The sequence below is a fragment of the Bacillus sp. NMCC4 genome, assembly GCF_002998555.1.
GTDB lineage: Bacteria > Bacillota > Bacilli > Bacillales > Bacillaceae > Bacillus.
Genome location: NZ_PVRA01000002.1, coordinates 373617 through 387401 on the forward strand (window position 1 = coordinate 373617; position 13785 = coordinate 387401).

General features: G+C 41.0%; 15 protein-coding genes. 14 read left to right on the forward strand and 1 reads right to left on the reverse strand.

The features are described from left to right. The first annotated feature begins 350 nt into the window (after positions 1-350). The 13 genes from rimP (at position 351) to C6Y02_RS06220 (ending at position 12375) form a co-directional block, all read left to right on the forward strand. Positions 351-824: a ribosome maturation factor RimP gene (rimP, locus tag C6Y02_RS06160; RefSeq protein ID WP_003211398.1), complete on the forward strand. Its 474-nt coding sequence runs from the start codon at positions 351-353 to the stop codon at positions 822-824. A gap of 32 nt (positions 825-856) precedes the next feature. Continuing rightward, positions 857-1972, forward strand: a complete 1116-nt coding sequence (gene nusA / locus C6Y02_RS06165) for a transcription termination factor NusA (protein ID WP_007499530.1) — start codon at positions 857-859, stop codon at positions 1970-1972. A gap of 15 nt (positions 1973-1987) precedes the next feature. Next, positions 1988-2278, forward strand: coding sequence for an RNase P modulator RnpM (gene rnpM / locus C6Y02_RS06170; protein ID WP_034662290.1), 291 nt, complete (start codon positions 1988-1990; stop codon positions 2276-2278). Next, positions 2265-2567 carry a YlxQ family RNA-binding protein gene (locus C6Y02_RS06175; protein ID WP_034662287.1) on the forward strand — a complete coding sequence of 101 codons (303 nt, stop codon included), beginning with the start codon at positions 2265-2267 and terminating at the stop codon, positions 2565-2567. The genes rnpM and C6Y02_RS06175 overlap by 14 nt, the downstream gene beginning before the upstream one ends. A 19-nt stretch (positions 2568-2586) precedes the next feature. Beyond that, complete coding sequence (infB, locus tag C6Y02_RS06180; protein ID WP_106030862.1) at positions 2587-4707, forward strand: translation initiation factor IF-2; 2121 nt, start codon at positions 2587-2589, stop codon at positions 4705-4707. Further along, positions 4704-4982 carry a DUF503 domain-containing protein gene (locus C6Y02_RS06185; RefSeq protein ID WP_012009994.1) on the forward strand — a complete coding sequence of 93 codons (279 nt, stop codon included), beginning with the start codon at positions 4704-4706 and terminating at the stop codon, positions 4980-4982. Before infB ends, C6Y02_RS06185 begins: the two co-directional genes overlap by 4 nt. Positions 4983-4999: 17 nt before the next feature. After that, on the forward strand, positions 5000-5350 hold the full coding sequence (gene rbfA, locus C6Y02_RS06190) for a 30S ribosome-binding factor RbfA (RefSeq protein WP_007499525.1): 351 nt from the start codon (positions 5000-5002) through the stop codon (positions 5348-5350). A 68-nt stretch (positions 5351-5418) separates the two neighbouring features. Beyond that, positions 5419-6348 (forward strand): tRNA pseudouridine(55) synthase TruB, encoded by a 930-nt coding sequence (gene truB, locus C6Y02_RS06195; protein WP_106030863.1) that lies wholly within the window; start codon positions 5419-5421, stop codon positions 6346-6348. 18 nt (positions 6349-6366) lie between these two features. Continuing rightward, positions 6367-7332 (forward strand): bifunctional riboflavin kinase/FAD synthetase, encoded by a 966-nt coding sequence (gene ribF, locus C6Y02_RS06200; protein WP_106030864.1) that lies wholly within the window; start codon positions 6367-6369, stop codon positions 7330-7332. Positions 7333-7472: 140 nt separating this feature from the next. Further along, positions 7473-7742, forward strand: a complete 270-nt coding sequence (gene rpsO, locus C6Y02_RS06205; RefSeq protein ID WP_008354438.1) for a 30S ribosomal protein S15 — start codon at positions 7473-7475, stop codon at positions 7740-7742. Between the two features lie 181 nt (positions 7743-7923). Then, a complete protein-coding gene (gene pnp / locus C6Y02_RS06210; protein ID WP_034662272.1) occupies positions 7924-10041 on the forward strand; it encodes a polyribonucleotide nucleotidyltransferase in 2118 nt (705 codons plus the stop codon). 174 nt (positions 10042-10215) lie between these two features. Beyond that, entirely contained in the window at positions 10216-11109 is an 894-nt protein-coding gene (locus tag C6Y02_RS06215; protein WP_223256512.1) for a polysaccharide deacetylase family protein, read from the forward strand. A gap of 33 nt (positions 11110-11142) precedes the next feature. After that, a complete protein-coding gene (locus C6Y02_RS06220) occupies positions 11143-12375 on the forward strand; it encodes a M16 family metallopeptidase (RefSeq protein WP_106030866.1) in 1233 nt (410 codons plus the stop codon). Positions 12376-12426: 51 nt separating this feature from the next. Here C6Y02_RS06220 and C6Y02_RS06225 read toward each other — a convergent pair whose 3' ends face one another. Then, entirely contained in the window at positions 12427-12690 is a 264-nt protein-coding gene (locus tag C6Y02_RS06225) for an acyl carrier protein (RefSeq protein ID WP_106030867.1), read from the reverse strand. Positions 12691-12860: 170 nt separating this feature from the next. On the opposite strand from C6Y02_RS06225, the gene C6Y02_RS06230 reads away from it, so the two are divergent. Beyond that, positions 12861-13781, forward strand: coding sequence for an aminoglycoside phosphotransferase family protein (locus C6Y02_RS06230; protein ID WP_223256503.1), 921 nt, complete (start codon positions 12861-12863; stop codon positions 13779-13781). The last annotated feature ends 4 nt before the right edge of the window (positions 13782-13785 follow it).

Here is a 13785-nt window from a genome sequence, read left to right on the forward strand (position 1 = left end):
TTCTGTTCTTCTCTCATAGTATACAGCTGCGATTATCATCAGCCCGTTCTGTTCATATTGGCTTTTCGTTTATATATAAAGGAAGAGAGAGGTACTAAAGTAAACGGTTGACGAGTACCTGTTATAAGGAGGAACTTCATTTGCATAAAAAAATTGGATATGGTATAGTTTTTATGGAAATGCTAACGATTACCGAGACAAGAGTGGGGAAACCCGCTCTTTTGTATTGAACAGGCAATTTTTGTCTCGACATTATTCATCCGTTTTCTGCTCCCCCTGCTCACATAAAGCAGGGTTTTTATGCAGAATGATTGATAAGAGCGTTTATCGAAAGCACAAGGAGGAAGAGAATGAGCAAAAAAGTAGTGGATGTCGTAAGCGAAATGGTGCAGCCAATTTTAGATGGCTTACAGCTTGAACTCGTTGATGTTGAATTTGTCAAAGAGGGTCAAAACTGGTTCCTTCGCGTGTTTATTGACTCTGATAAAGGCGTCGATATCGAAGAATGTGCCAAAGTGAGCGAAGCCTTGAGCGAAAAGCTTGATGAGGCAGATCCGATTAGCCAAAACTACTTTCTTGAAGTGTCCTCTCCTGGAGCGGAGCGCCCATTAAAGAAAAAAGCTGATTTTGAAAAAGCACTTGGAAAAAATGTTTTCATGAAAACATATGAACCAATTGATGGTGAAAAAGCATTTGAAGGTGAGCTTACAAGCTTTGATGGTGAGATTGCAACAGTGACAGTGAAGATCAAGACAAGAAAGAAAGAGATCAATATTCCATACGAAAAAATAGCTAACGCAAGATTAGCAGTTTCGTTCAATTAACCTTTTCATTGATATAAGGGGGAACCATAAAAATGAGTAGTGAGTTGTTAGATGCCCTGACTGTTCTTGAGAAAGAGAAGGGTATTAGTAAAGAAATTATTATTGAAGCGATAGAAGCTGCACTCATTTCTGCATATAAGCGTAACTTTAATCAAGCACAAAATGTTCGTGTTGATTTAAACCGCGAAACGGGAACGATTCGCGTATTTGCAAGAAAAGATGTTGTAGATGAAGTGTATGATTCTCGCCTTGAAATCTCTGTAGATGATGCAGCCAATATCAACCCGAATTACATGGTAGGTGACGTCGTTGAAATTGAAGTCACGCCAAAAGACTTCGGACGCATTGCAGCTCAGACTGCGAAACAAGTGGTGACGCAGCGAGTGAGAGAAGCAGAGCGAGGTGTGATCTACACTGAGTTTATCGATCGCGAGGAAGACATTATGACGGGAATCGTTCAGCGAATTGACAGTAAATTCATTTACGTGTCACTTGGCAAAATCGAAGCCCTTCTTCCGGTCAACGAACAAATGCCAAATGAGGACTACAAACCACATGACCGCATTAAGGTGTTTATTACAAAAGTCGAAAAAACAACAAAAGGACCACAAATTTATGTGTCTAGAACACATCCAGGTCTTTTAAAGCGTTTATTTGAAATTGAAGTGCCAGAAATTTATGATGGTACTGTAGAGCTTAAATCGGTTGCTAGAGAAGCTGGGGACCGTTCTAAAATATCTGTTCGTACAGATGATCCTGATGTTGACCCAGTTGGTTCTTGTGTTGGACCAAAAGGTCAGCGTGTACAAGCAATTGTCAACGAGCTAAAAGGCGAAAAAATTGACATTGTCCATTGGTCTAATGACCCGGTTGAATTTGTTGCCAATGCATTAAGTCCATCAAAAGTACTTGATGTCATTGTAAATGAAGAAGATAAGGCGACAACAGTGATTGTCCCTGATTATCAGCTGTCGTTAGCCATTGGTAAAAGAGGTCAAAATGCTCGTCTTGCAGCAAAGCTGACTAGCTGGAAAATTGACATTAAAAGCGAAACAGATGCAAGGGAACTCGGTATTTTCCCAAGAACTGAAGACTCTGAATCTCTTTTCTTAGAGGCTGAACCAGTAGCTGAGGAATCTGACGAATAAGAGGTGATGTAAAAGGTGAATAGCCGAAAAAAAATCCCGCTTAGAAAATGTGTCGTGACGGGAGAAATGAAACCAAAGAAAGAACTGATCCGTGTTGTTCGTTCTAAAGAAGGTGAAGTCTCTGTTGACGCAACCGGAAAAATGAACGGACGCGGAGCTTACCTTTCTCTCGATAAAGAAACCATTCTTGCGGCAAAGAACAAACGCAGTTTACAGCAGCAATTTCAGACACAGATTGACGAACACATATTTGAAGAATTACTAGAACTAGCTGAAAAGGTGAAAAAACCAAATGACTCAATCTGAATGGTATCCTTTGCTTGGTCTAGCAAATCGAGCTCGTAAAGTCGTGTCAGGAGAAGATCTTGTGATCAAAGAAATTAGACATGCGCGTGCTAAGCTGGTTCTTCTTGCAGCAGATGCCTCATCGAACACAGAGAAAAAGGTATCTGACAAATGCAAATTTTATAATGTTCCGGTTAGAAAAGTTGAAGACCGCTCCGTTCTCGGACGTTCTATTGGGAAAGAAGCTCGCGTAGTTGTCGCTGTCACTGACCAAGGCTTCGCTAAGAAGCTGATAAGCTTGCTCGATTAATTTATTTGGGGGTGAACGAATGGCTAAAGTGAGAGTATATGAATACGCAAAAGCCATAGATGTTTCAAGTAAAGATATTATAGCAGCGCTTAAGGATATGAACGTGGAAGTGAACAACCACATGGCGACGCTTGAAGACGACACTGTGAAAAAGCTAGACGCTATCTACAAAAAAGCCAAAGCAAAAGAGACAGCTAACGAGAAACCCGCAGAACAAAAAAAACAATCATCTAACAAAAACAATGATAGAAAGAAGAATGACGTGCAGAATAATCAATTTAATAAAAACAAAAAAAACAACAACCAAAACAAAAACAAAAATAAACGCGGTGGGAATAACAAACCGCAGCATCAGCAAGCTAGACCTGTGAAGCCTAAGAAAGAGCTTCCTGAAAAAATTGAATTTACAAATTCAATGACAGTCGGCCAGTTGGCTGAAGAGCTTGGAAAAGAAACAGCTGAAATTATCAAAAAGCTGATGATGCTTGGTGTTATGGCAACCATTAACCAAGAGCTGGATAAAGATACAGTTGAATTAATCGCTTCTGAATATGGCGTTCCAGTAGAGGAAGTCATTATTTTAGAAGAAACTGAACTTGAAAAGTATGAAGTTGAAGATAAAGAAGAAGATATGCAAGTACGCCCTCCAGTTGTGACGATCATGGGACACGTTGACCACGGGAAAACAACGCTTCTTGACAGCATTCGTAAGACGAAAGTCGTCGAAGGCGAAGCTGGTGGAATCACGCAGCATATCGGTGCTTACCAAATTGAAGAAAACGGCAAGAAAATCACGTTCCTTGATACACCTGGACACGCAGCATTTACAACGATGCGTGCACGTGGTGCTGAGGTAACAGATACGACAATTCTGGTCGTTGCAGCAGATGATGGCGTGATGCCGCAAACGATTGAAGCCATTAACCATGCGAAAGCGGCAGAAGTGCCAATCATTGTCGCTGTCAACAAAATTGACAAACCAACAGCGAACCCTGACCGTGTGATGCAGGAATTAACTGAGCATGGTTTAGTACCAGAAGCTTGGGGCGGCGAAACGATCTTCGTTCCTCTATCTGCAAAAACAGGTGAAGGCATTGACGAATTGATCGAAATGATCCTTCTTGTCAGCGAAGTAGGAGAACTGAAAGCCAACCCAAGTCGTGCGGCAAAAGGGACTGTCATCGAGGCTGAGCTTGATAAAGGAAGAGGATCTGTTGCAACCCTTCTTGTTCAAACTGGTACACTTCATGTAGGTGACCCAATCGTTGTCGGAAATACATTTGGCCGCGTTCGTGCAATGGTTAATGACATCGGACGCCGCGTGAAAACAGCAGGACCATCTACACCTGTTGAAATCACTGGTTTAAATGATGTACCGAATGCAGGGGATCAGTTCCTCGTATTCAAAGACGAAAAAACAGCTCGTCAAGTGGGTGAGGCGCGTGCTTCGAAACAGCTTGATGAACAGCGTTCAGACAAAGCAAAATTATCTCTAGATGACCTATTTGAGCAAATCAAACAAGGTGAAGTGAAAGATATCAACTTGATCGTGAAAGCAGACGTACAAGGTTCTGCTGAAGCACTGACGGCCGCTCTTCAAAAAATTGAAGTAGAAGGCGTAAAAGTGAAAATCATCCATACGGGTGTTGGAGCGATTACAGAATCTGATATTATTTTAGCAAGTGCTTCTAATGCGATCGTGATCGGATTTAACGTACGTCCTGATGGAAATGCGAAGAGCACAGCTGAAACAGAAAACGTAGATATCCGCTTACACCGCATTATTTATAAAGTCATCGATGAAATTGAAGCTGCGATGAAAGGGATGCTTGACCCTGAATATGAAGAAAAAGTCATCGGTCAAGTTGAAGTTCGTCAAACGTTCAAAGTTTCTAAAATCGGTACAATTGCTGGTGGCTATGTCACTGAAGGAACCATTACAAGAGATAGTGGTATCCGCTTAATCCGTGACGGCGTTGTTATATTTGAAGGCGAAGTCGACGTATTAAAACGATTCAAAGATGACGTGAAAGAAGTTTCACAAGGCTATGAATGTGGTATTACCATTAAGAAGTACAATGATATCCGTGAAGGTGATGTCATGGAATCATTCGTTATGCAAGAAATCGAAAGAAAATGATCGGTTATACCGAATGTGAGTGCATCATCTATGATGCCTCCTCACTGAAGGAAAAACGTGCGGTTCTTCAGCGTATATTGACAAGAACGCGCCATAAATTCAATGTAACCATGGCTGAAATGGATTACCAGGACACATGGCAGCGTACATCAATTGGAATCGCCGTGATTTCCTCCTCTCGGGTTCAAGTGGAAAAGGAATTGCAGCGTGTTTTAAGCTTTATTGATTCTTTTCCTGAAATTGAACGAACGATCACGAAAACTGAGTGGTTTTAATTAGAGGTGATAAGATCATGAGTATGAGAGCAACCCGCGTGGGTGAGCAGATGAAAAAAGAATTAGGTGACATCCTAGGCAGAAAGCTAAAAGATCCAAGAATTGGCTTTTTGACTGTAACCGATGTTGAAGTATCCGGTGATTTGCAAATTGCGAAAGTTTACATTTCTGTTCTCGGTGACGAGAAAAAAAGAGAGGAAACCTTAAAAGGCCTTGCAAAGGCTAAAGGGTATATCCGCTCTGAAATTGGCAATCGAATTAGACTTCGCAAAACACCAGAACTGCACTTTGAATTCGATGAATCCGTAGATTATGGAAATCGAATTGAAAGCCTGATTGCTGAACTAAACACAAAAGATCATGAATAAGACGTTGAAATAAGGATAGGCGATGATCGTCTGTCCTTTTTCATCGTTTATGAAAGGAGAGAACGCAGATGATAAATGGTGTTCTTTTATTACATAAAGAAAGAGGAATGACCTCTCACGACTGTGTGTTCAAAGTGAGAAAGATCTTGCATACCAAAAAAGTCGGACATACAGGCACTCTCGACCCGGAGGTATCAGGTGTTCTGCCCATTTGTATCGGAAGAGCAACGAAGATTGTCGAATACTTAACAGATAAATCGAAAACGTATGATGCAGAAATCACGATTGGCTTTTCTACAACAACAGAAGACCAAACAGGTGAGATCGTAGAAGAAGAAAAGGTGCAAAAACCCATCTCAGAAGAAGAAATTGATGCTGTGCTGAAACAGTTTCAAGGAACCATTGAACAAATTCCTCCCATGTTTTCTGCTGTGAAAATTGGCGGGAAAAAACTCTATGAATATGCAAGAGAAGGCATTGAAATTGAGCGGCCGAGCCGTGAAATTACGATTCACCGTATCGAGCGGACAACACCTGCTTTATTTGAGAATGGAAAGGTATCATTTAGATTCACCGTTTTATGCTCAAAAGGAACGTATGTCAGAACCTTAGCGGTTGATATTGGAAAGAAACTAGGGTTTCCAGCCCATATGTCACATCTCATTCGCACAGGGTCAGGTGATTTTACACTAGATGAATGCATCACCCTTGATGAGCTCCGAAATATAAGCGAGGAAGGAGCAGTAGATGAGCACCTTGTCTCGATCGAGCGCGCGCTCAATCATTTGCCGAAATGGGAGATAAATGATACATTAGCAAGTAAAGTGGAAAACGGTGCAGTCCTGCCAATGCCTGATGAATTCGCTCATTTTGCAGAGGAAGAACGTGTCGCTGTCTTTGCTCCTTCAGGCCGCTGTATGGCGATATATATGAAGCATCCGACCAAACAGAATCTGATGAAGCCGGCGAAGATCTTATCTCAGGACAAGCAATCTTAAAGAAAAGGTGACCATCTCGTGAAGACTATACATATTTCACACCCACATACATTGAATCAAAAGGATCAAGACCCGTCTGTTATGGCTTTAGGGTATTTTGACGGTGTTCACCTCGGACATCAAAAAGTTATTGACGCAGCGAAAAGAATTGCGAGAAAAGAAGGATTGGCTTTAGCAGTCATGACCTTTCATCCGCATCCATCACATGTTTTGCAAAAAGCACGTGAACCAAAGGACTTAATTACACCGCTTGAGGATAAAATTGATTTCATCGAACAGCTGGGCGCTGACTATTTATACATTGTGCAATTCAGCGAAAGCTTTGCAGCGCTGTCTCCTCAAGAGTTTGTGGATCAATATTTGGATGAGCTGAATGTGAAGCACGCAGTAGCCGGTTTTGATTTTACGTTTGGCCGTTTTGGTGCAGGCACAATGGAAACATTCGATGAGTACGGAAAAGGGCGTATCACGGCCACCATCGTTCCTAAGTTGTCCAATCAAGACCGAAAAGTCAGCTCTACACTCATACGTTCCGCATTGAAAAATGGGGATGTTGAATATGTGAGTGAGCTTTTAGGAAAACCTTATCAGCTGCGCGGTATTGTCATTCATGGAGATAAGCGAGGACGGACGATCGGCTTTCCGACTGCAAATGTCGGTTTATCTGCTGAATACATTATTCCGCCAACAGGGGTTTATGCAGTAAGAGCAGAAGTCAAAGGCAAAGTGTATGACGGTGTTTGTAACGTTGGCTATAAACCAACCTTTTATGAAAAGCGCCCTGATCAGCCTGCCATTGAAGTAAACCTCTTTGATTTTAACGAAGAAATATATGGTGAACCGATTAAATTACAGTGGTTCAAACGCATTCGCAGTGAACAAAAATTTAACGGAATCCAGGAGTTAACGGCTCAAATCAGTCAAGATAAAGAAGAAGCGATTCAGTTTTTTCAAGATCAGCTAAGGCAAACAAAAAATTCATAGAAAAACAGCTCTACCATTTGCAAATTCAGCATATTTTTAGTATGATTATTCCTGTAGCTTTAAAACCACTTACTTGGCAGGCCGACTTCACCGACGGTTGCGAGGTAGATGGGGCTAACATGATTTGGAGGTGAAACAGGATGGCTATTACTCAAGAGCGTAAAACTCAATTAATTAATGAGTTCAAAACACACGAATCTGATACTGGATCTCCAGAAGTTCAGATCGCTGTCCTAACAGAATCAATTAACAACTTGAACGAGCATTTACGTACTCATAAGAAAGATCACCACTCACGTCGCGGTCTTTTGAAAATGGTAGGTAGACGTCGTAATCTTCTTACGTATCTACGTAATAAAGACGTAACTCGTTACCGTGAGTTAATTAACAAACTAGGCTTACGTCGATAATCGTAAAAAGCGGGAGGATTCCCGCTTTTTTATCGTATAATCACTAATATTTTATGGTTAAAATGTTGAAAGAATGGCAAAAACCCTTCTACATACACCTTTCACATTGATATGTGAAAATCATTTTGTTCATAATAAGAATTAACTAAAATTTCAAGATAAGAGAGGAGTTTTTCTCAGAATGGGACAAGAGAAACATGTCTTCACCATAGACTGGGCTGGACGTCAACTGACAGTTGAAACTGGCCAGCTTGCAAAGCAAGCAAACGGAGCGGTCCTCGTACGCTACGGAGATACAGCTGTGCTTAGCTCAGCAACAGCTTCTAAAGAACCAAAACCACTTGATTTTTTCCCGCTCACTGTGAACTACGAAGAAAGATTATACGCAGTAGGTAAAATTCCTGGAGGCTTCATTAAAAGAGAAGGCCGTCCAAGTGAAAAAGCGATCCTTGCGAGCCGCTTAATTGACAGACCAATCCGTCCATTATTTGCAGATGGATTTAGAAACGAAGTACAAGTCATTAGTATCGTCATGAGTGTGGATCAAGATTGTTCATCTGAAATGGCTGCAATGTTTGGCTCATCTTTAGCATTATGTGTGTCTGACATTCCATTTGAGGGACCAATCGCCGGCGTTACAGTAGGACGAGTTGATGGAAAGCTGATCATCAATCCAAATGTAGAGCAGCTTGAACAAAGTGACATCAACCTTGTAGTCGCTGGAACAAAAGATGCGATCAACATGGTCGAAGCTGGTGCTGATGAAGTACCAGAAGAAACAATGCTTGAAGCCATCATGTATGGTCACCAAGAGATCAAACGCTTAATCGAATTCCAAGAGGAAATTGTCAAGGCAGTCGGTAAAGCAAAAATCGATATTCCTTTATATGAAGTAGATCAAACGTTAGCAGACGAAGTAAAAGCACTTGCTGAAACAGACCTGCTGAAAGCGATTCAAGTACATGAGAAGCATGCACGTGAGGATGCAATCAGTGCTGTGAAAAAAGCTGTGGTTGAGAAATTTGAAGAAGAAGATCGCGACGAAGCGACGATTAAACAAGCGAAGGATGTATTAAACAAGCTTGTCAAAAATGAAGTTCGCCGTCTGATCACTGAAGAGAAAGTACGTCCAGATGGACGCGGTGTAGATCAAATCCGTCCACTTTCTTCAGAAGTAGGACTTCTGCCAAGAACGCACGGTTCAGGTCTATTTACAAGAGGACAAACACAGGCGCTCAGTATTTGTACATTAGGTGCACTTGGCGATGTGCAAATTCTTGACGGTCTAGGCGTTGAAGAATCGAAACGCTTCATGCACCATTACAACTTCCCGCAATTCAGTGTTGGTGAGACAGGTCCAATGCGTGGCCCAGGCCGCCGTGAAATCGGACATGGAGCGCTAGGTGAACGTGCATTAGAACCAGTGATCCCATCTGAAAAAGATTTCCCTTATACGGTTCGCCTTGTCTCTGAGGTATTGGAATCAAACGGATCTACTTCACAAGCAAGTATTTGCGCAAGCACACTTGCGATGATGGATGCGGGTGTTCCAATTAAAGCACCAGTTGCAGGGATTGCAATGGGGCTTGTGAAATCTGGTGAATACTACACAGTGCTGACAGACATTCAAGGAATGGAAGATGCACTTGGCGATATGGACTTTAAAGTTGCCGGTACATCAAAAGGTGTAACAGCGCTTCAAATGGATATCAAAATCGATGGTCTATCAAAAGACATCTTGGAGGAAGCTCTCCAACAAGCGAAAAAAGGAAGAATGGAAATCTTAGAAAGCATGCTGTCAACGATTCCTGCTTCTAGAGGAGAATTGTCTCGTTATGCACCAAAAATCTTAACGATGAAGATCAATCCTGATAAAATTCGTGATGTCATTGGACCAAGCGGTAAACAAATCAATAAAATCATTGAAGATACCGGTGTGAAAATCGATATTGAACAAGATGGTACAATCTTTATCTCTTCTACAGAAGAAGACATGAACCAAAAAGCGAAGAAAGTCATTGAAGATCTTGTGAGAGAAGTTGAAGTGGGGCAACTTTACTTAGGTAAAGTAAAACGCATTGAAAAATTCGGTGCTTTCCTTGAAATCTTCAGCGGCAAAGATGGACTTGTTCATATTTCTGAGCTTGCGCTTGACCGTGTAGGCAAAGTAGAAGATGTCGTGAAGATTGGCGATGAATTACTTGTCAAAGTCACTGAAATCGATAAACAAGGCCGTGTGAACCTTTCTCGCAAAGCTGTTTTACGTGAAGAAAAGGAAAAAGAAGAAAAACAGTCTTAATGAAATGTGTTAGAAGCCAGGTATCCGTACCAGGCTTCTTTCTTTTCTTGCGCTAACAATAGTTCTAGCTTGTTTCTCCCCATCATAATTTGTGGTAAAGGGGAGGGACAGCCATTGAAAAAAACGTCACCATTCATTGTGTTTGTATTTTTACTGCTCGTGTCATATCAAACGATGAAGCAGCCGGCTGCTGTTACATATATTGAATCAATGAAAGAGCATGCTGAGGTTGCATCTGTTTCAAAAGATATTTTATATCAAGAGATTGAATCGAAGTCTTCTGACTATGAAGTGAAGGCGCAAAATGCTAAGATTGATAAAGTGTGGAAAAAGATGCCTGGTTTAAATGGACAGACAGTCAATATCGATGCCTCTTATGAAAAAATGAAAAAACAAGGGTCATTTGATGAAAAGCTGCTTGTTTTCAATGAAACAAAACCTTCTATTCATTTACACGAACTTGGTGCTGAGCCCATTTACAAGGGACATCCAGATAAAAAAATGAATGCTTTCCTCATCAACGTGGCTTGGGGTGACGAGCATTTAATCAAGATGTTAAAGACACTGGAAAAGCATCAGGTCAAGGCGACCTTTTTCTTAGAGGGCAAATGGGTGAAAAAAAGCACGGATCTTGCTAAAAAAATCGTGGCAGATGGTCATGAAATTGGAAACCATTCATACAATCACCCGGATATGCGCACACTGACAAGAGAACGAGCATTAGAGCAAATTACCAAAACGAATCGTCAAATTGAAGAATCCCTTGGAAAAAAAACGAAGTGGTTCGCCCCTCCTAGCGGCAGCTTTAAAGAAGAAACAGTGAAACTCGCTGCTGAAGAAGGAATGGAAACCATTATGTGGACGGTAGACACCATTGACTGGCAAAAACCGTCACCAGACATATTACAAAAACGGGTGCTTGGGAAAATTCACAATGGGGCGATGATATTAATGCATCCAACAGATTCGACGGCGAAAAGTCTTGACGCACTTATCACTCAAATCAAGGAAAGAGGATATGAATTAGGAACGGTTTCAGACCTCCTAAGTGAAAAAAGACATCCGTGATCCGATCTGTTTGTTGAATAGGAGGAGCAAAACTTGGTCAAAACGTATACATGCCAAAACGGAGTAAGAATTGTACTTGAAAACAATCCCACTGTAAGATCTGTCGCAATTGGCGTCTGGATTGGAACTGGTTCTAGACATGAGACACCAGAAATTAATGGAATCTCACACTTTCTGGAGCATATGTTCTTTAAAGGGACAAAGACGAGATCTGCACGTGATATCGCAGAATCCTTTGACCGCATTGGTGGTCAAGTGAATGCCTTTACGTCAAAAGAATACACTTGCTACTATGCAAAGGTGCTTGATTCACATGCTGGCTACGCCCTCGATGTATTAAGCGACATGTTCTTCCACTCCGCTTTTGATGAAGAAGAGCTGAAAAAAGAAAAAAATGTAGTCTATGAAGAAATCAAAATGTATGAGGATACACCTGATGATATCGTTCATGATCTGTTGAGCAAAGCGATTTATGGTGATCATTCTTTAGGCTTCCCGATTTTAGGAACAGAAGAAACACTTTCTACTTTTAACGGAGACTCTCTTAGAGCTTATATGGATGAATTCTACACGCCGGACCGCGTTGTGATCTCTGTTGCAGGGAATGTGGATGACACCTTCATTCGAGAGGTTGAAAAGTTGTTCGGTTCGTATGAAACGAAAGGGAAAAAACAGCCTTTAGAAGCGCCGCAATTTCACTATGACAAGCTCACACGCAAAAAGGAAACAGAGCAAGCGCATCTATGCATGGGCTTTAATGGCCTCCCAGCTGGAGATAAAGGCATCTATGACTTAATCGTCTTAAACAATGTTCTTGGCGGAAGCATGAGCAGCCGCTTGTTCCAGGATGTAAGAGAAGACAAAGGACTCGCTTATTCCGTTTTCAGCTATCACAGTTCATTTGCAGATAACGGCATGCTGACGATTTATGGCGGGACTGGAGCGAAGCAGTTAAACCTGCTCTCTGAAACCATCTTACAAACATTAGACGTCTTAAAACGTGAGGGAATCACGCAAAAAGAGCTTGAAAACTCTAAGGAGCAAATGAAAGGGAACCTCATGCTCAGCCTTGAAAGCACAAACAGCAAGATGAGCCGAAACGGTAAAAATGAACTGCTCCTTGGCAAACATCGTACACTCGATGAAATTATTGACGAAATCAACCACGTCACATTAGACGGCGTGAATAACTTATCAAAACGAATCTTTACAGAAGATTATGCGCTCTCGCTTATTAGTCCGACGGGTGATGTACCTTCTGCTTAAACAAAAAAGGCATGTCTTTTAAAGAGATGCCTTTTTTTCATGCAAAAAAGATTAATCAGCTAACTTGTTTTGCAGCTGATGAACAATTTTGTTGATTGTCGAAAAGTGCTCTGTCAGTAACTCCTCATCTGCAAATTGAATATCAAAAACCTCTTCTAATTCCAAAATGAGTGAAACTGCCTTAATTGAATCGAGACCGTGATTTGTTAATTCTTCATCTGCACCAATAGAAATCTTGCCGCTATCTTCCAAAGAACGCAGAACCAAATCTTTTACTTGACTTGAAAGTGAAAGGACATCCGTCGTTTCATTCATCTGCAACGCTCCCTTTTACAAATTTTCTATCATTTACATAAATTAACTATATTAGAATGGAAAAACATTGTAAAGCAGTTTCGACATAAATAGGAATTGTTGATCATTCTATTCAAATGAAATATTTGGTAGAGTGAGAAGAAAAGAGACTGGGAAGGATGAATCAATCCATGAAAAAAACAGACCTTATGCAGCACATTCCCTTATTAAAAGAAGCGGTCAGCATAGACCAGATTAATAAAGGGTATTCTCGGGATGAAAAATGGGTCATGACTACCGTATCAGGCGAAAATTATGTCCTTCGATTCACAGATCAAGACCAGTATGACAAAATAAAGACGCAGTTTGAGCTGCTATATGAATTAAGACGTCACGGTGTTCAGTGTGCTGATCCAGTGAACCTCGGTGTTCTAGAAGCAAAACAGCAAGTGTACTATATTTTATCGTTTATAGAAGGCCAGGAAGCAAAAGAAATCATGAGTCAGTTAACTGAAGAAAAGCAGTATGCTATCGGGGTAGGTGCAGGTCAGGATTTACGAAATATGCATAGATATCCGGCACCTTCACACATCGAACCTTGGGAAGATCGTGTCATTAAAAAGCATCATCGATATTTAGCTGCTTATCGGGAAAGCGGCATCTCCCTTGAAGGTGATGAAAAAGCGGCTCAGTTTATAGCAAAGCACTTAGATATTGTGAAAGGCAGACCTAATCAATTTCAGCACGATGATTTTCATTTAGGGAACATTATAGTAAACAATAATAAATATGCAGGTGTCATTGATTTTAACAATTTTGATTGGGGAGATCCCATTCACGATTTTTATAAAGTAGCTCTTTTCAGCAGAGAAACAAGTGAAGCCTTTTCGGCTGGTCAAATCAATGGATATTTTGATGGGAACATTCCAGATGATTTTTGGCTGCTTTACTCTGTTTATGTCGCAATGAGTATCTTTTCATCGATTATGTGGGTTATTAAATTCGATCCGGGTCAAATGGATGAGATGATTGAAAGACTAGAAAATGTGCTAAAAGATCATGATTATTTTGATCAAATAGAGCCTCAGTGGTATGCGCGTATCACTAGATAACAGT

Bases quoted from the DNA above. Each gene is read 5' to 3' on its own strand.
- rimP (WP_003211398.1), top strand. From the start codon at position 351: ATGAGCAAAAAAGTAGTGGATGTCGTAAGCGAAATGGTGCAGCCAATT.
- nusA (WP_007499530.1), top strand. From the start codon at position 857: ATGAGTAGTGAGTTGTTAGATGCCCTGACTGTTCTTGAGAAAGAGAAG.
- C6Y02_RS06175 (WP_034662287.1), top strand. From the start codon at position 2,265: ATGACTCAATCTGAATGGTATCCTTTGCTTGGTCTAGCAAATCGAGCT.
- infB (WP_106030862.1), top strand. From the start codon at position 2,587: ATGGCTAAAGTGAGAGTATATGAATACGCAAAAGCCATAGATGTTTCA.
- C6Y02_RS06185 (WP_012009994.1), top strand. From the start codon at position 4,704: ATGATCGGTTATACCGAATGTGAGTGCATCATCTATGATGCCTCCTCA.
- rbfA (WP_007499525.1), top strand. From the start codon at position 5,000: ATGAGTATGAGAGCAACCCGCGTGGGTGAGCAGATGAAAAAAGAATTA.
- truB (WP_106030863.1), top strand. From the start codon at position 5,419: ATGATAAATGGTGTTCTTTTATTACATAAAGAAAGAGGAATGACCTCT.
- rpsO (WP_008354438.1), top strand. From the start codon at position 7,473: ATGGCTATTACTCAAGAGCGTAAAACTCAATTAATTAATGAGTTCAAA.
- pnp (WP_034662272.1), top strand. From the start codon at position 7,924: ATGGGACAAGAGAAACATGTCTTCACCATAGACTGGGCTGGACGTCAA.
- C6Y02_RS06215 (WP_223256512.1), top strand. From the start codon at position 10,216: ATGAAGCAGCCGGCTGCTGTTACATATATTGAATCAATGAAAGAGCAT.
- C6Y02_RS06225 (WP_106030867.1), bottom strand. From the start codon at position 12,690: ATGAATGAAACGACGGATGTCCTTTCACTTTCAAGTCAAGTAAAAGAT.
- C6Y02_RS06230 (WP_223256503.1), top strand. From the start codon at position 12,861: ATGAAAAAAACAGACCTTATGCAGCACATTCCCTTATTAAAAGAAGCG.